Source organism: Pedobacter jaeyakensis (assembly GCF_054461315.1).
Genome location: NZ_CM136921.1, coordinates 4,052,820 through 4,070,601 on the forward strand (window position 1 = coordinate 4,052,820; position 17,782 = coordinate 4,070,601).

A 17,782-nucleotide genomic window follows, 5' to 3' on the forward strand; every position below is an offset into this window, starting at 1 on the left:
TACCAGTATTCACTACATGATTTCTAATACTTAAACGGCTGTTGCTTCACAAAAACCTGGAAATTCTTAATATTACCTTCTGTTTTACCATCTGACCTCGGCAAATAACGGAAGCCCTTTAATACCGTAGATTCACCCAGATCAATCACTACCTGATGTGGGTATCCTGGCTTACCGCCAATTGTCTGACTTTGCCAAAATGTAGATTCCTGCAGGTCAAACAACTTGTCTGCTGCATGATTGGCACTGGTTATCTCTTCACTGTCGGCATAAACGATCTTCCATTTCAATGTTGATATCGGCTTGCCGTCCGCGCCAGTTAATTCAAGCTCAGCAATTGAAGCAACCAGGTCCTGATCAGATTGACCACCCAAAGCTTCAAAACAGAAATATCTTCCTTTCTCTGCATTATTAAAAGTGAAAGCTTTCCAGCCAGCACCGGAAGCGAAAAAGCCTTTACCCACCGGTTGCTCATCTTTCAATTGTAGAGTTTGGCCATTCGCTCGATGCAACAGCGATTCGTCTTGGTTAATCTTATCTATTATTGGCGTACTTAAACCTGCAACTATCCTCTTAGAAGGCTGGTCGACATCCAAGATAATCACTTCATTAGCACCTTTTCTTAAAAAAGATCCGGGTACAAACAAAGTCTGTTGAGGCCCGATTTTCCAGAAACGACCGAGGTTATTTCCATTTATCCATACCATCCCTTTGCCCCATGTACTCACATCAAGATAGGTATCGCCGGTATTTACCAAATTAAATGTTGACCGGTACCAAGCCGGACCAGTGGTTGTTCCCAACTTAAATTTAGCTTTCTTTTGAAATGCATAATCAACTGGAAAATTGTAGACCTGCCAATTTTTCAATTCTTGCTTAACATCCCCATTAACCAATTCTACCTTCTCAGTAATCCCTTTACGGTCATTAATTGCTTCACCATAATTGACCCTACCGGTGGCTTCAACTAAGATGTCAAGTCTGGCATTTGAAGAACCAGAGGGCAACTCAATCGTATTGTCGCCACGCCGGCGATCAAGTTTACCTATAGGTTTTCCATTAATGAAAACAGTTGCCCAATCGTGAACTTCAGTAATCACCAATTTAGTTTTATCGGTTACTTCAGGAAGTTTCAGTCGGTATAAAATTCTTCCCCAACCCTGATTAAAGAACTCCATAGACTGTATTTTCTCAGTTTGTTTTGCTGCGGGCAGATTGTCAAACAGCGATGCAGCTTCCTTAAGTTCAAAAGCAGGAATAGCAATGACAGGTTTTGCAGCAGGAATCTCAGCCAGTGTTTCGCCATCCTGAAGGTAATTTTTAAGCAAATTACGAACTGCGAAAAACTTGTCCGTAGTATTTCCTTGTTCTCCTATAGGCGCGTTGTAATCGTATGACGTTACCATGGCTGAGTATGGCCCCGCATTGGCTCCGCCCCACTGTCCAAAAGAAGTACCCCCATGAGCCATATATAAACTGAAGGAAATTTTACGGTCCATCATATCTTTCAAGCTGCCGATGAAGCTGTCAATTGAACGAGTTTCGTGCGGCCTGCCCCAATGGTCAAACCAACCGGTCCAGTATTCGCTGCACATCAGCGGACTAGTGGGATAAATTTTACTGAACTCTTTAAATTGATTATCGATATTAGAACCTGCTCCAAAATTCAATGTTGTGGCAACCCCATCCAATTTATAGTTGTTAAAATTTGAAGACCAGTCGCAGCGGAACAGTTGTACCTTATCAAAGCCAGCGGACCGAACACTGTTGCGTATAATTTCCATGTATTTTTGGTCGGAACCATAAGTGGCATATTCATTTTCCACCTGCACCATGATGATATTACCGCCATTTTGTATTTGCAGTGGCGCCAATTCTTTTCCTGCGGCATTAAGAAATTTTTGCGCACGCGATATGTAAAAAGCATCGTCTTTAGTCCGCAGCATGATGTCCTTTTTCTTCAACAACCACCAGGGTAAACCACCCATATCCCACTCTGCGCAAGCATATGGGCCAGGCCTCACAATACAGTACATGCCATTTTTTTGCACCAGCTTCACAAATGCAGCGACATCCTTTTCTCCTTTAAAATCAAAATTATCCTGCTCCTGCTCATGGAAATTCCAAAACAGATAGATACAAATGGTGTTCATGCCCATTGCTTTACACAGCTGAATTCGCTGTTCCCAATATTCCTTTGGGATACGCGCATAATGCATCTCAGCAGCACGTATTACATAGGGCTTTCCATTTAACAAAAATTCCTTATTGCCTACCTTGAAATCACCGCCTTTCTGCTGTGCAGATAGTTGAATAACAAGGCAACAGTTCAACATCAGGATTAATACTATCTTAAATAACTTTATCATATTGGAGTTGTATGGGCTTAAAAATAAAAATAGAAAATACAAATGTGAAGTACTTAGTTCAACTTCTTTCTAAAACATTTTCTTGATTCCTCATAGCCCTGGCGCTCGTAAAACCGGTGCGCATCAGCTCTGCGGATGTTGCTATGCAATTCTATCTTGTTGCAATTTCTGGCTTTAGCTAAAGTAACGCAATGTTCTTCAAGTTGCCGTCCAATCCCTTTGCTTCTCACCCACTCATCTACGGTCAGGTAACTAATGATTGCATAATCGTTAGCGAATGCAATTTGAGGTACAAAATGAATGGAAATTACGCCTTTTACTCCACCATCATCATACACTATCAACGAATGGTTTGGGTCATCAACTAATTGCATAATCTTTTGAGTTAGGAATGCTGGTTCCGTTGGATATCCCAACTGGTCCAATAGTAAGCCTATTGCCGGACAATCTTCTTTCTGGGCAATTCTAATGTTTAATGATGGTGTCATCCTGCAACCGCTTTACTTAAGTAACTTATAAATATGATAAAAATGAACGACACATGATTAGAAATTTCCTAAATTGAGCATATGAAAAACAATCATATCAACTACATTGAATTCCCTGCTAAAGATATTTCATTAACAAAGCAATTTTATCAAAAGGCTTTCAACTGGAAGTTTGAAGACTACGGACCGGATTACATTGCTTTTTCTAACGCCGGAATAGATGGAGGTTTCTTTAAAAGTGAAGATCCAATCTTAAATGGCGCATTGGTTATCCTTTATCACAACGATCTTACCGCAATTTAAGAGCAGATATCAACAGCCGGCGGTCAAATTTCAAAAGAGATTTTCTCTTTTCCGGGAGGACGGAGATTCCATTTTATTGATCCCTCAGGAAATGAACTGGCAGTTTGGTCGGACAAATAATGGCAGGACACAAGAGACATAGAAGATCTGAAGAACAGATTAGTCATAACATATCTACTATTTTGACTTGATCCTCAAACTTTAAATAAGAATAGTACTTAAAACGCTAAGCTGCCAAGGTAGATACTATTGGATATCCTTTCTCTATCCTGAGAAACAAAAGCCATATAGATTTCAATGCTGTTCCCATTAACTGCTCCTTGAGAATTAGCCCTCGAAATATCAATCTCCATACTTCCCTCCCCGATATAACGGCTAGCATTACCTAGCAAATAAAATGCTTGTTTGCGCGCAGGCAGATAGGCCAATGCCATTAGCTGACTAGTCCTTTCATCATAATTTGAGTTAGGGTCCAAGTCCCAGGTAAACTTTAAAGTTTGATCAATAAGTTCCACCTGCGGAGTAGATGGCAAGCTCAAATCACCTTCTGCTACAAGTACTTTGCTATAGTCAATCTGATAGTCAGGATACTCCCCTATAATTACATCTTTTAAATTGGCAGACATTGCCATATTCTGAGCAGTTTTACCAATTAGTGATTGCGCTTTTAATTTAAATCCTGCATTAGTAAATGAATTGATATTACCAATAAATTCAGTGACGATTGCAAATCTGGCTCTGGCGGCAACTTGTGCTACAGTACCCTTTTTCTTTCTTTTCTTAGTACGTGGTAAAGACCTAACCACCGGTTGCCCTAACCTGATGTATACTACAGTATTACCTAATCTTCCTTCAATTGGTCCATATGGGCCATGCTTCATTCTTGCCATAACATGATTTGTAAATGAATAGCACAAAGATACTAAATGTGTTCGGATTGTGCAGTAGTATTCAATTTATTTAGCTTGATATTACAATGTCTATTCAATGGCATTAATATGGGTTTAGCCGAACCAAAGCCGTACTAAAGCCGTACATATATCGTATAAAAACCGTAGAATACTATTGCACATATACAACACAGCGCAACTGGGGCTAATGCTAAAACACATCCCCTTACTGAGATTTATGGTGCTAAGAAACCTACTAGGTCTTTTCAAAAAATATCCTGATAATTGAAAATGGCTTAAAAAAAACAAACGCGTAACTTTCCTGTTTCTTAAAAAACGCTAATTTGCTGGTATGACCGACCCAACCGACAAACGTATTTTAACTGAACAATTGATCGTTGCAAATGAACATCGATTGAGGGCATTGGTGGCTGCCACATCTGATGTGATTTATAGTATTAGTGCAGATTGGAAGATCATGCGTGAATTAGACGGAAGAGGTTTTTTAGCAGATGCCTATGAACCAACGGGAGACTGGCAGCATAAAAATGTGCATGCGGAGGACATGGAAAAAGTCGAGATGGCTATTCAGGAAGCCATTAGAGAAAAGAAAATGTTTCAACTGGAACATCGTGTTAATCGACTTGACGGAAGTACTGGCTGGACCTTTTCTCGTGCAGTCCCGGTTTTAGATGACGAAGGCCATATACTGGAATGGTTTGGCACAGCAAGTGACATTACCGACCGGAAATTAGCTGAAGAAGCACTACAAAAAACCAGAGACCTATCAGAGCAGCAAAAAAGGTTGTACGAAACTGTTACCGCCACCACGCCCGACTTAATGTATGTATTTGACCTCAATTACCGTTTTACCTATGCCAATAAAGCCTTGCTAACCATGTGGGGAAAGGACTGGGATAACGCAGTAGGCAAAAGTTTACTGGAAAATGGATATGAGCCATGGCATGCTGAAATGCATGAGCGTGAGATTGATCAGGTCATAGCAACAAGAAAACCAATACGAGGAGAAGTGTCATTCCCGCATGCCGTATTAGGTACCCGCTACTATGATTATATTTTTACCCCCGTATTTAATGAGCTGGGCGAAGTGGAAGCAATAGCTGGCACTACCAGAGATATTACGGAACGAAAACAATGGGAAGAAAGGATTTCAATAAGTGCGGATGAGCTTCAGGCAATCAATGAGGAGATGGAAGCTACAAACGAAGAACAAGCTGCATCCAATGAAGAATTAACAGCTAGTTATAAAGAATTGGAACGGGTTAATTACCAACTTCTAGATGCCCAAAATAAAATTGAGGAAGGTGAAGCAGCACTCCGGATAGCCGTTAATGCCGCTGGACTCGGCACCTTTTACATGAATGCGACTGACCGAATTTTTGTGACTTCGGCAAAGCTTAAGGAATTTTTTGGATTCGCACCGGATGAAGATGTTCCATATGAGGCGGCCATTGATCAAATACACCCAGATTATCGTCAACAAGCTGCCGCTATGGTAGAATCGGCCTTTAGTAATGGAAGCAGATTTGATATGGAGTACCCTATTATAGCGCATAACGATGGTAAAGTCCGTTGGGTGAGGGGCATTGGTGAGATCATACGCAACAATGGAAAAGAATACTTTACTGGCGTGTTACATGAGATCACAGAAAAAAAACAGGACGAAATTCGCAAAAATGACTTCATTGGAATGGTAAGTCACGAGCTGAAAACGCCACTCACGTCAATGAAGGGTTATATACAGATGCTCATGATCAAACTTAGGAAGCTTGACGATGAGTTTACAAACAGTTCTCTGGAGAAAGCAAATGCGCAGATTACAAAAATGACTGGTATGATCAACGGGTTTTTAAATGTTTCTAGACTGGAATCCGGAAAAATACACATGGATCTGGCAGAATTTGACCTCGCATTGCTTGTTCGAGAAACTCAAGAGGAAACAGATGCTACGATATCCTCTCATAAGATAATATTTGCGCCTGTTGAAACTACAATTGTAAACGCCGACCACGATAAAATAGGCCAGGTTATGCATAACCTCATCAGCAATGCGGTGAAATATTCTCCAGCCGGAAGCACCATTAATGTAGCTTGCGAAACTTTAAATGGAAATGCACAATTTAGTGTCACCGACCGGGGTATGGGAATCAAACCGGATGACATTTCAAAAATATTTGACCGCTATTATCGTGTTGAAGCGCAGCATATGTTCTCTATTTCGGGCTTCGGAATAGGGTTATACCTTTGTGCAGAGATCATTCACAGGCATAACGGTAAAATATGGGCACAAAGTGAGTTTGGCCAGGGATCAACTTTTAGTTTCGCTCTACCTGTTATAAGGAAATAGTGTTATGACAAAGAAACTTCACTACAAAATCTTCCCTGTTAGGGTGACGATGGAGCGTTGAGGCAGAAGAATTTTTCCACTTGTTATTTTCGCCATTTTTAAATCTTCAGTTGCTGATGTAGTATTTGAAGACAGAAACTTGATTTTCCCGTCAGCCGAATTAATATTCACTGTAATGTCTTCAAAATTGGAGTTAACCAGCACCAGGCTGATCGTTTTACCATTTCTAAACGCGGATGTATGGATCGGAGTCTTCAGAGGTGATGCTTCGGCCGATTTCACATCTACGCGAATTGCGCCAGGTTTAATAAAGCGGCTATAGTTGCCAAGCGCCCAAAACATTTTACTTGGGTAAAAATTACCGTCTGTTTTGTTTTTATCCAGATATATCAAACCGTCTTTGTAATTGTACGGCGAAAGGGCCGTCCACCATTGCCATGCCGATGCATTAGCCACCGTTAGGTCGGTATGGATAACAGAAGCCAGGTAAAGCGCCGCGTCAATTCCTAAATCGCGACCGCTGCCTTTTATTTCGCCGGCATTATCGCCAAGAATACAATATTCCGACTGCCAATAATTCAAGCCCGGTATTTTTGAAATTTCTCCGGCTATCGCTTTGCGTGCTCTTATTGAAAGCGAAGCTGGCGATGTGGTGAAATAGCTGTGTGCGGTGATGGTATGTGCTACAGCTGGAAGGTTGCCCAAATAATTTGGGGCGCCTGGTTTGAAGAAATCGTTGATTTGGGATCCCTTGCCCGGTTTATCACCATCTCTAAATAAATATTCTACACTGCCGGCTTCGCCGATAATGATTTTAGTATCTGACTTTTTGCTAACTAACACCTGATTGATGGCCTTTGTAACACCTGCAATCTCAGCATTTGAAAACGGTGCGCCTTCCTGACCGCCATCACTCCATTCCCATTGTGGTTCGTTGATTGGAGATAGGTAATTGAATTTAATATTGGTGATTTTTTCTACGCCAGATATGACATTTGAAAGAAATACGGCGAAATCATTATACCGGTTGGCCGCAATGTTGACCCTTCCATTATTGGCAAATGCCTTTCCATTGGTGGTGAATTGAACAGGTGGACTGTTGGTAAAGGCTAAAAACTGGCTTACTTTACGTGCTTTTGCGGCTTTAAGAAACCATATTTGTCCGGACTGCTTATCCCAGTTATAAGTCCCGTCGCCATTCAAGAATGATTCGGCTCGTCGCCATTCGTCCCTGATTCCACTTGCTTTTTCTTGTTCAGCGCTGCCGGCACCAATATTGAAACGCCACATCGACAAGCCGATCCCCTTTGGAGATCCATCAGCGAGGTTGTCATTGCTGAATAAAAGATCGGCAATTTTGTTTTTCTTTTCATCTGGCCAGTGGCCTACAAATTGACAGGCCCAGGCGTCCGAGGCACCAAAATTATTAATGATTTGAAAGGTTTTATTGAGATCAACAGTTAAGTTAACCTGTTTGTCTTGCCCACTGGCTGCAAAGTAATTAAACAGTATTGTTGCAAAAATGAAAAAAGTATTTACTAATGTATTTTGGTTCATAACTGCGCTAAACAGGCAAACGATTCAATTCAATATCATCTGGTGTGACAAAGATAAGCGGCACCTTTTCTACGTCAACATAACTGGAATCCAATCCAAAACTGCGGACTTCTGAAAGACTGAGCTTCTTTAAAACAAAATAGTATGCCATGATGCTGCGTTCGTAAAAGCTCAACTTGTTGAATTTGGAGAGATGCTTCTCCAACAATACAAACCTGAAATCGCCAGCTATTTTGTGCTTATTTAAAGATTTGTACTGGCTGGTGATGTCGACCTCGCCATTTTTAACCAATTCTTCAATTACTTTACGATACAGCAGATTTACGCTTTGCTCTACCCTGAAACCGAGTTTAAAATCTATCCTGATTAGTTTCCCTGGAATCAGGAATTCTACTTTATAGTCGCGAGTATAAGGTTCGTCTACCACATCAACATGTACCAACCAGTACACATCTGCTCGTTTTGGTTCCTTTTGTATAATAGAGTAAATAATCTTTGACTCGATCTCTGTTTTAAAATTGGCGCTGGTTAGGTATACCAGTTGTGATGAATATTTTGGAACGGACTCATCATTGCTAAGCTCGCTGATGATTTGGAAATAGTCTTCAATCTCCACATACTTCACGAAACGATTTTTGATCTTTCTGGCAATATACCAGCTCCACATGACCGTAAATATAAGGATACCAATGGTTACCGTTAGCCAGCCACCGTGGAAGAATTTGGCCATATTACCCACTAAAAAGGTAAGTTCCAGTAAACCATAAACGCCCAAAAAGGCAACTATGGCATAAAGGGGCACTTTTTTGCGCTTCATATAAAAGGCTACTAAAATAGAAGTAGCGAGGAAAGTAAGGTTTATGGCTAATCCATACGCACCTTCCATTGCTCCGGAATTCTTAAATATCAGCACCACGCCGAGACAGCCGGCCCAGAGTATCCAGTTGATAGAGGGTACATAGATTTGTCCTTTTTGATTGCTGGGGTAATTGATCCTTACTTTAGGCCAGAGGTTTAAACGCACCGCTTCAGAAATTAAGGTGAATGAGCCGGTAATCATCGCCTGACTTGCTATTACGGCTGCACAAGTAGCTAAAGCTACCATGAATAGCAAGTATTGCGGTGGCACAATTTCAAAAAAAGGATTAAGTTCTGTATTGTAATTGTGGTGCTTCAAAGCCCAAACACCCTGTCCGAGGTAATTAAAAATCAACATGATCTTTACGAAGATCCAGCTTACCCTGATGTTTTTCCGGCCGCAGTGACCCATATCAGAGTAAAGGGCTTCAGCTCCTGTAGTACAAAGAAAAACACCACCCAAAATAAGCAGGGCCAGGGGATTACTGATCAGGAGGTGATAAGCATAGTATGGGTTTAAAGCTTTTAAAATGCTGAGGTCTTGCAAAACATATAGAAAGCCGAGCACCCCAAGTGTGCCAAACCAAAGAAACATCACGGGACCAAATAATTTACCCACCAGATCTGTACCGAACTGCTGTATGATGAACAGTGCGGTAATAATCGCCAATACAATGGGTATCACACTCACCGTTGGAAACTTTAACTGCAAGCCCTCTATAGCAGAAGTAACGGTGATACTTGGTGTGATGATACCATCAGCCAGCAATGCACAACCACCTATTACGGCTGGTATTACAAGCCACCTGGCCTTTTTTCTAACCAGTGAATAAAGGGAGAAAATACCACCCTCACCCTTATTGTCTGCCCTAAGGGTAATGATCACATACTTTACAGTGGTTTGCAATGTTAATGTCCAGATGATGCAGGACAAAGCACCCAATACCAGGTAATTGTCTACACTTTGGCCTCCATGCACCGCAGCATTGAAAATAGCTTTAAGCGTATATAGCGGGGAGGTGCCAATGTCTCCATAAACAATACCGAGGCTTACAAGAAGTCCGCCTGCCGTTAAGGCATTCAATTTTTTTTGGCTCGTCACGATAGTTTTAATAGTTGCGCAAAACTAGCTTAAAATTGAATAACTGCGCAGTAAAAGGAGTCATAAACGTAATAACTTGTTAAATATTGTTAAAAGAATAATTTAGGAACAAAAACCTTGATTTTTTTGTTTTATTATTTATATTTTTGACTCCATCTATATGAGCATAAAACCAATTATAACGCTTCTGCTAAAAATCATTTGCCTCGCAGGCATCTGCATCTTAAGCAGTGTGGTTGTTTTCGCTCAGAAACCTGATAGCTCTATCAATAGCATTCGCTCCAAAAAGATGGTCAATACCCCTTTAATTAAAGGAAGTGTACCTACTTACAAACCCAAGTATAATTTCGGTTTTATCCCATATACTGAGATTATTTCTGCAAGCAAAACTACATCCACTGGAATAGCAGCTAAGAACGATAAATTATTATCAGTATTAAAGGTTTACCCTAATCCCGTAGATGATGAAGTAAATGTAATGGTGCGCATTGATCGTGAAGCGAGTTTCTCTGTTAAGATCATGGACCTGTTGGGAAATGAAGTAGTTACTTTGGCAAATGAGCGCATCGGTGCAGGGGAACAAACCAAGACCTATAACATTCCTGATCGCTTAAATACCGGTATCTATTTCCTGAAAATTGTTGCCGGGGCTGAAACCGTTGTAAAACGTATTTCGGTTTTATAAATAACATAGCTACTTCATACTGATCTCGAAGAAGCAGCGAAGCAAAATAAATTCGGGATGACCTCCGTTTCAGTATTCTTTCCTATTTTCGTATAAAACACACTACTTAATGAAAGTTATTGCTATTGGGCGCAACTATGGTGCGCATGCGAAAGAGTTAAACAACCCTGTACCGGGTAAACCTGTTATTTTCCTTAAACCAGACACTGCTGTATTGAAGGACAATAAACCTTTTTATATCCCTGATTTTTCAAACGATATCCACTACGAAGTTGAGGTGGTCTTGAAAGTGTGTAAAGAAGGAAAGCACATTGCGGAAAAATTTGCGGCGAAGTATTTTGACGAAATTGGACTTGGGATAGATTTTACTGCGAGGGACATCCAGGCCGATCATAAAACTAAAGGCCTGCCCTGGGAACTTGCAAAGGCTTTTGACAATTCTGCTGCAATCAGTAGTTTTTTATCCAAGGATAATTTGGGTGATCTTGCTAACCTGGATTTTGAGTTGGCTATAAATGGGGAATTGAAACAAAAAGGAAATACCAGTAACATGCTTTTCTCTTATGAAAAGATCATCGCGTTTGTATCACAATACATCACCCTTAAAAAAGGTGATCTGATATTTACCGGAACCCCGGAAGGAGTTGGCCAGGTATACCAGGGCGATCAACTTGTTGGCCGGCTTGGAAGTCATGAACTGCTTAATTTCGAGATCAAATAGCTATGGTGAAATCTTCCTTCCTACTGCTATGCCTGGCTTTTTTCGCCATGCAAGCTAAAGCTCAACAAGTATTTAGCACCAATAAATATCCGCTAACAGATTTCAGATCACCTTTAGACATCGTTCCTCCTGCCCTGGCCGGCTCGTTTGGCGAACTGCGACCCAATCATTTTCATTCTGGTATGGACTACCGCACCAATCAGCGACAAGGTTATCCTGTATATGCCATTGCGGATGGCTATATCTCAAGATTAAGAGTACAGAACAGCGGTTTCGGATTAGCGCTTTATATCAATCATCCCAATGGATATACGTCAGTATATGGGCATCTTTCCAGGTTCAGTCCGAAAATTGCGCAACAAGTTAAATCCTTGCAATATGAAAAGAAAAGCTATGAGATAGATGAGTTCCCTGATCAGATGCTGATACCAGTACACAAAGGTGATGTCATTGCTTATAGTGGGAATACAGGCAGTTCAGGTGGACCGCATCTACATTTTGAGATTAGAGATACCAAGACAGAATCAACCATAAACCCGTTGCTATTTGGGCTGGAAATACCCGATAACATCCCTCCAGTTATCTATTCCATGTATGTTTACCGGCTGAATAAAAAACCCTTTAATGAATTTACGCCTAAGCAAGCCTTAGCAGTGGCGGGTAGTTACGGAAGCTATAAGTTGGTGGGGCCATCTACCCTTAATTTGGGTGGAGAGATTGGTTTTGGCATTGTGGCCACAGACCGTCATAATGGCGCTTCTGGCTTAAACGGTGTTTACTCTATTGAATTATACCTTGATGAAAAGCCTGTTTTTACTTCTGCGGTGGAGAGTTTTGAATTTGAGGACAGTAAAGCTATCAATTCACACATCGACTATCCGCTTTTTTTAAGCACAAAAAGGAGCGTTCAAAAGAGTTTTGTAGACCCTGGTAATCCCCTTTCAATTTATACGAACCTGGTTAATCGAGGCCGGATTGATTTTAATGATGGGGCAGTACATCAGCTTAAATATGTGGTAACGGATGGCAAAGGGAATAAAAGTACTTTGAGTTTCCAGGTTAAAGCAGAAACAGCGCCAGCACTGGTTGCGCCTGTGCTGGGAAATACCTTCTCATATGCTAAGGACAATGAGTTTAATACTGACCAGGTGAAGGTTGTCTTGCCCAAAGGAACGCTGTATAACGATCTTAACTTTGTTTATAAAACCCAACCCAGAGCAGTTGCAGGCACATTTTCTGCCATGCATCAGATCCACAACAACGTGACCCCACTTCACATCGGATTTGAATTATGGATTAAGGCCGACAGTAATTTGGAGAAATATAAAGACAAGGCATTGATTGTAAGTAGCGGAGGTTCTTCGCAAGGTGGCTATTATGAGAACGGTTATGTGAAAGCGAAGCCCCGCAGTTTCGGGAATTTTTACATAGGAATTGATACGGTAGCACCAGTGATTTTGCCGCAAAATATTGCGAATGGCAAAAGCATGGCAGGCATTGGTAAGATGATGTTTAAGATCCGTGATAACCTCTCCGGGATTAAAACTTTCAACGGCTATATTGATGGCAGGTGGGTACTGATGGAGTTTGATACGAAAACCGCATCTTTGTGGCATACTTTTGATGAGATGACTGCTCGCGGAAAGCACAACCTGGAGTTGGTAGTGGTGGATATGAAAGACAACATTAAAAAATATTCAATTACATTTTATAAGTAAATATCATGAGCGAATTAAAGGAAGGCCAAAAGGCACCAGAGTTTAACGTACAGGATCAGGATGGAAACCAGATTTCGCTGGCACAGTTTGCCGGGAAAAAGGTTGTTCTCTATTTTTATCCTAAAGACGATACCCCGGGATGTACTGCTGAGGCATGCGATTTCAGGGATAATTATCAGGGGCTTTTAGCTAAAGGTATTGTTGTTCTTGGCGTGAGTACTGACGACGAAAAATCGCACAAAAAATTCATTACGAAACACCAGCTCCCGTTTCCGCTGCTTGCAGACACTGATAAAAAGATCGTTGAAGCGTATGGCGTTTGGGGTGAAAAGAGTATGTATGGGAAAACCTATATGGGTACCAACCGTAAAACATTTATCATCGACGAAGAAGGGACGATTCTTCACATCATCAGCAAAGTAGATACAAAGAATGCGACAAGCCAAGTATTGGAACTGTTAGCCTAGTAGCTCTAAAATAATATACAAGAAGGGGAGCTTAATGCATGAAAACCGAACCCTCACCCGGATAGCGCAAATTGCTTCCCTTCTGTTTCATAAAAATATGCTTAAAGAATGAGATTGCTGCCGTTCATTTTGTTCAATTAATTTGTGCTTCTGATCTTATTCCCGTGAGCTGCATAATACCAAATGAAAATATAGCAAGGTACCATTATCCAGTAAGCCTGCTGGGCATTAATTGCATCATTAAGATAACCATAAAGCAGAGGCAGTAGTGCACCACCTGAAATACCCATTATAAGCAGGGATGCACCAGTTTTAGTAAATCTTCCTAAGCCACTAATTGCCAGTGGCCATATTGCCGGCCACATCAATGAATTTGCCAGTCCCAATAGCGATATCAATAAAACCGAAATGTATCCTTGGGTAAAAATGGCACAAAGGGCAAGTATTACCCCCAAGATGGCCGAAAACTTTAGCGCTGTTTGCTGGGAGAAGTATTTTGGAATGCATATAATTCCAATGATGTAACCTGCAATCATACTGATCAAAGTGAAAGTAGTGAAATACTTTGCAGTTGATAAGGCAATTCCCTGAGATGACGCATAACTAATTACCGTATCACCAGCCATAACTTCTACCCCAACGTATAGGAATAAAGTTAATGCACCAAGTAAAAGATGCGGGAACTGCATAATGCTACTCTTATTGGTATTTGCTATAGCAATCGCTTCGTCCTCATTATCAGTATCAATTTCCGGGAGTCCGGATCGGGAAGTTAAGATTGCTAAAATGACCAGCACTACGATAATGGCAACGTATGGCCAGATGACCCGATGCGCTAACAAGTCAAGCTCAGCCGACTTTTCAGCAATATTCATGCTCAGGATTCTGGTTTTGACACCATCCGCGTCACTTAGTGTTACAGCCCCCAATAAGATTGGAGCAATCGCACCGGCTACTTTATTGCAGATCCCCATAATGCTAATTCGTTTTGCTGCACTTTCTGCGGGCCCTAAAATGGTAATGTAAGGATTAGATGCTGTTTGTAGCACTGCCAGGCCTGTTCCCTGTATAAAAAGACCCGCGAGAAATAAAAAGTAGGTCCTGCTTAAAGCAGCTGGTATGAATAGCAGCGCACCAATAGCCATGATCACCAGTCCCAGCGCCATTCCCTTTTTGAAACCAGTACGTTTTAGAATCCAGGCCGAAGGCAAAGCCATTACAAAATAAGCGATATAGAAGGCGAATGCTACAAGATAGGATTCGAAATTGCTCAATTCGCATGCTATCTTTAAATATGGTATAAGAACAGAGTTTAGCCAGGTCACAAAGCCAAAAACAAAGAACAATGCCCCAATAATCACAATAGGGTTTAAAGATTTTTTAGCAGTCATAGCGAATTTGTGAGGTAATTAGAAGAATTCCTACTAAAATAGCAAAAACCGCTAAAACTAAAAGGGCCATCGCTCATAAAAATGAGACAACAGCCCTTAATTAGTAATTTAAAAAATTTAATCCCGATTATTTACCAAATGCTTTTTTAATTTGATCTGCCGCATAGGTCTCCGCGTCCATCGCCTCTGGCACAAGCGCGCCCATTCCAAAAAATTCATGCGTAACGCCGTCATAATTTTTAGAATCTACTGTTACCCCAGCCGCTTTTAGCTTATTTGCCAAAAGCATACCATCGCTTTGCAATGGATCGTATTCTGCAGTAACTATGGTTGTTGATGGTAATCCCTTTAAATTTGCTGCCACCAAATTAATTCTTGGGTCTTTTCCTTCGGTCATGCTGTTTAAATAATTTTTAACAAACCACATCATCATTGGCTTATCCAATGGCTTTGCAGCTGCGTTCTTTTTATAAGATTCCGTATTCATATCAGAACCAGCTACCGGGTAAACTGCTAAAATATGTGTTGGTAGCATGATGCCTTTATCCCGGGCCATGATCGCGGTATTGACTGCCAGATTCCCACCCGCACTTTCGCCGGCAACTGAGATCATTTTTGGATCTCCTTTGATGGAGCTGGTATTTTTAACCACCCACTGATAAGCAGCGAAAGCATCATTATGAGCAGTTGGGAATTTATGTTCCGGAGCCAGTCTATAGGCAACTGAAACCACAACAGCTCCAACTTTATCAGCCAGCACTTTTGCAGAAGCATCATACACATCCAGGTTGGCAATCACGAAACCTCCACCATGGTAATAAACGATTACTGGCATTGGATCTTTACCTGCTTTTGGCGTATAAATCCTTAAATGAATATTACCGCCTGTTACAGGTATATCTTTACCCATAGTATCAACATTTAAAACAGGCATTGGAATATTATTTTCTTTCATCAAATCCATAACCGCATCTGTTGGTGTATGATTTTTACGTGCCTTCACAGCGGTTAACTCTGGGATTGGCGTGTCTTTGTAACTGGCCAGTTTTTCAATTACAGCCTGCATTTGTGGTTTAATGGACGGCCCCCATTCAGGAGCAGGCCCCATTGGCTTCACATCTGCCGGTGTGGACGCCATGGTATCAGTTATCGAAGTATCTGTTTTCATTGCGGAAGTATCCGCAGAATTAGAACTGGTTGAACTACTGCTGCATGATGCCAATGCCAGCATAAACGTTGCTGCATAAGCCGCACTTGCTAATTTTCTTGTTTTCATAGATAGATATTTTATAGGTTTATCTATATACATACCTTCTAAACTTATTGTTTTCCAGCAAAGTGATTCTGGAAGTATTTAGCACAACTACTTGGAATAGGAGAAAATATAGTCCGCCAATTTGTTAATATCAGCATTACTAATAGCACCAGTCCATGCCGGCATACCTTTTTCTACAATACCATTGGTGATGTTCTTTACTATGGCTTGTTTGCTTGCACCGTATTTAAATGTTCCACGCAACAGGGATTTCCCCCTATCTGTGCCCTGCAGCTTATCACCGTGACAACTTGCACAAAGCTGCTGAAACAAAAGTGCCGGAGTTTGCTTTTTGCCGGCAATTGTTTGCGTTTTTTGAAGTTGTTTGGCAACCATCGGAACAGATCCTGAAGGCCTCAATCTGAGAATCATATCGTCGTGTTCATCACGGGGATGTCCCTCGCCCGGATCATGCATCGAGGTAGAAAAATAAATGTAACCATCTGGTCCGGTTACGAGCGATCTTATCCTACCATATTGTTGTTTCATCAATACCTGTTGATCTGTAATTTTCGTTCCCTGCAGGGTAATCGCCAATATAGACTCCCCTCTTAAACATGCAACCAGCAGTTTCCCTTTAAGCTGAGGTATTTTATCGCCCTCATAGAACATGGCCTCGCCAGGACCAATTGAAGGTGTATACTGTGCAAGGGGGCCTTCCATTCCACTCTTTGCATCGTCATGATGAATAACGGGCCATCCATAATTTTTACCTTTTGTAATGATATTCACTTCATCTCCACCGGTTGGCCCGTGTTCTGTTTCAAACAGCAAACCTGTATTTTTCTGAAATACTAAGCCTTGGGGATTGCGGTGTCCATAAGACCAGATCTCTTTTCTTGCAGAATCGTTTTTAAAAAAAGGGTTATCGGACGGAATACTACCATCATCATTGAACCTGAGGATTTTCCCGTTGTAAGTTTTCAGGTCCTGCGCCAGCATGGGCTGATCTGCATCGCCGGTGGTGATGTAAAGTTTTCCATCGGGTGCAAAAACCAACCTGCAGCCAGTATGATTTTGATTGGCGGGAATGTCTTTAAGGATGACCAGTGGTTCAACCAAAGTGTCGTTTTTAAGCGCAAATCTTACCACACGCAACTTCATCCTGTCTCCGAGCTGATAGTTAGATGCAAGGTAAACGTACCTGTTAATTGAAAAATTTGGATGAACGGCAAGCCCTAATACACCCGTTTTATTTCGCAAGACCACATCGTTAGCAGTAAATGCAGGTTTAGGAACAAGCTTTCCATTGCGATATAGCCTTACCCTACCCTCCCGTTCCGTAAATATCATAGATTTATCTGGCAAAAAAGCGATTTGCCATGGCACCCTCAGATTATCTGCCAAAGTATCAATCTCAAACCCTTGAGACTGTAATGTAGTAAAGTCGGCCTTTTTAAAAACGAAAGAAGATGCGATACAAATAAAGCAAGCAAAGACAAGAAATGAGGCTTTAAATTTCATAAAAATGTGAGGTTCAGGGTTTCAGGGCAACAGGTTCCAAATTAGAGAATAATAATCCAACAGTCAAATAGGTTAAAAGTTCTTTT

Annotated in this window: 14 protein-coding genes; 6 read left to right on the forward strand and 8 right to left on the reverse strand. The window is 41.2% G+C overall.

Annotated elements, in window-relative coordinates; all coding sequences use genetic code 11:
- Positions 1-23: 23 nt before the first annotated feature.
- Together ACXZ1K_RS17970 and ACXZ1K_RS17975 are read right to left on the reverse strand one after the other, a co-directional pair.
- Positions 24-2,369, reverse strand: a complete 2,346-nt coding sequence (locus tag ACXZ1K_RS17970) for a beta-galactosidase (protein ID WP_458971063.1) — start codon at positions 2,367-2,369, stop codon at positions 24-26.
- Between the two features lie 53 nt (positions 2,370-2,422).
- Positions 2,423-2,857, reverse strand: coding sequence for a GNAT family N-acetyltransferase (locus ACXZ1K_RS17975; RefSeq protein WP_458971064.1), 435 nt, complete (start codon positions 2,855-2,857; stop codon positions 2,423-2,425).
- Positions 2,858-2,938: 81 nt separating this feature from the next.
- Between ACXZ1K_RS17975 and ACXZ1K_RS17980 the strand changes: the two genes are divergently transcribed.
- A complete protein-coding gene (locus tag ACXZ1K_RS17980) occupies positions 2,939-3,160 on the forward strand; it encodes a VOC family protein (RefSeq protein ID WP_458971065.1) in 222 nt (73 codons plus the stop codon).
- A gap of 218 nt (positions 3,161-3,378) precedes the next feature.
- Here the strand turns inward: ACXZ1K_RS17980 and ACXZ1K_RS17985 are convergent, their stop codons facing one another.
- Positions 3,379-4,050 (reverse strand): DUF6266 family protein, encoded by a 672-nt coding sequence (locus tag ACXZ1K_RS17985; RefSeq protein WP_458971066.1) that lies wholly within the window; start codon positions 4,048-4,050, stop codon positions 3,379-3,381.
- Positions 4,051-4,402: 352 nt separating this feature from the next.
- Here ACXZ1K_RS17985 and ACXZ1K_RS17990 point away from each other — a divergent pair, with 352 nt between their 5' ends.
- A complete protein-coding gene (locus ACXZ1K_RS17990; protein ID WP_458971067.1) occupies positions 4,403-6,418 on the forward strand; it encodes a PAS domain S-box protein in 2,016 nt (671 codons plus the stop codon).
- A gap of 21 nt (positions 6,419-6,439) precedes the next feature.
- Here the strand turns inward: ACXZ1K_RS17990 and ACXZ1K_RS17995 are convergent, their stop codons facing one another.
- Positions 6,440-7,975, reverse strand: coding sequence for a glycoside hydrolase (locus tag ACXZ1K_RS17995; RefSeq protein ID WP_458971068.1), 1,536 nt, complete (start codon positions 7,973-7,975; stop codon positions 6,440-6,442).
- Between the two features lie 7 nt (positions 7,976-7,982).
- Entirely contained in the window at positions 7,983-9,935 is a 1,953-nt protein-coding gene (locus ACXZ1K_RS18000; RefSeq protein WP_458971069.1) for a KUP/HAK/KT family potassium transporter, read from the reverse strand.
- Positions 9,936-10,095: 160 nt separating this feature from the next.
- On the opposite strand from ACXZ1K_RS18000, the gene ACXZ1K_RS18005 reads away from it, so the two are divergent.
- The 4 genes from ACXZ1K_RS18005 to bcp all read left to right on the forward strand — a co-directional run bounded on the left by ACXZ1K_RS18005 (position 10,096) and on the right by bcp (position 13,526).
- On the forward strand, positions 10,096-10,620 hold the full coding sequence (locus ACXZ1K_RS18005) for a T9SS type A sorting domain-containing protein (protein WP_458971070.1): 525 nt from the start codon (positions 10,096-10,098) through the stop codon (positions 10,618-10,620).
- Positions 10,621-10,729: 109 nt separating this feature from the next.
- Positions 10,730-11,341 carry a fumarylacetoacetate hydrolase family protein gene (locus tag ACXZ1K_RS18010; RefSeq protein ID WP_458971071.1) on the forward strand — a complete coding sequence of 204 codons (612 nt, stop codon included), beginning with the start codon at positions 10,730-10,732 and terminating at the stop codon, positions 11,339-11,341.
- A gap of 2 nt (positions 11,342-11,343) precedes the next feature.
- Complete coding sequence (locus ACXZ1K_RS18015) at positions 11,344-13,059, forward strand: M23 family metallopeptidase (RefSeq protein WP_458971072.1); 1,716 nt, start codon at positions 11,344-11,346, stop codon at positions 13,057-13,059.
- A gap of 5 nt (positions 13,060-13,064) precedes the next feature.
- Positions 13,065-13,526, forward strand: a complete 462-nt coding sequence (gene bcp / locus ACXZ1K_RS18020) for a thioredoxin-dependent thiol peroxidase (protein WP_458971073.1) — start codon at positions 13,065-13,067, stop codon at positions 13,524-13,526.
- A gap of 137 nt (positions 13,527-13,663) precedes the next feature.
- Here the strand turns inward: bcp and ACXZ1K_RS18025 are convergent, their stop codons facing one another.
- From ACXZ1K_RS18025 to ACXZ1K_RS18035, 3 genes are all read right to left on the reverse strand, one after another.
- Entirely contained in the window at positions 13,664-14,917 is a 1,254-nt protein-coding gene (locus tag ACXZ1K_RS18025) for a sugar MFS transporter (protein ID WP_458971074.1), read from the reverse strand.
- A 127-nt stretch (positions 14,918-15,044) separates the two neighbouring features.
- Positions 15,045-16,193, reverse strand: coding sequence for an alpha/beta hydrolase (locus ACXZ1K_RS18030; protein ID WP_458971075.1), 1,149 nt, complete (start codon positions 16,191-16,193; stop codon positions 15,045-15,047).
- Positions 16,194-16,280: 87 nt separating this feature from the next.
- Positions 16,281-17,696 carry a PQQ-dependent sugar dehydrogenase gene (locus tag ACXZ1K_RS18035; protein ID WP_458971076.1) on the reverse strand — a complete coding sequence of 472 codons (1,416 nt, stop codon included), beginning with the start codon at positions 17,694-17,696 and terminating at the stop codon, positions 16,281-16,283.
- Positions 17,697-17,782 lie beyond the last annotated feature (86 nt).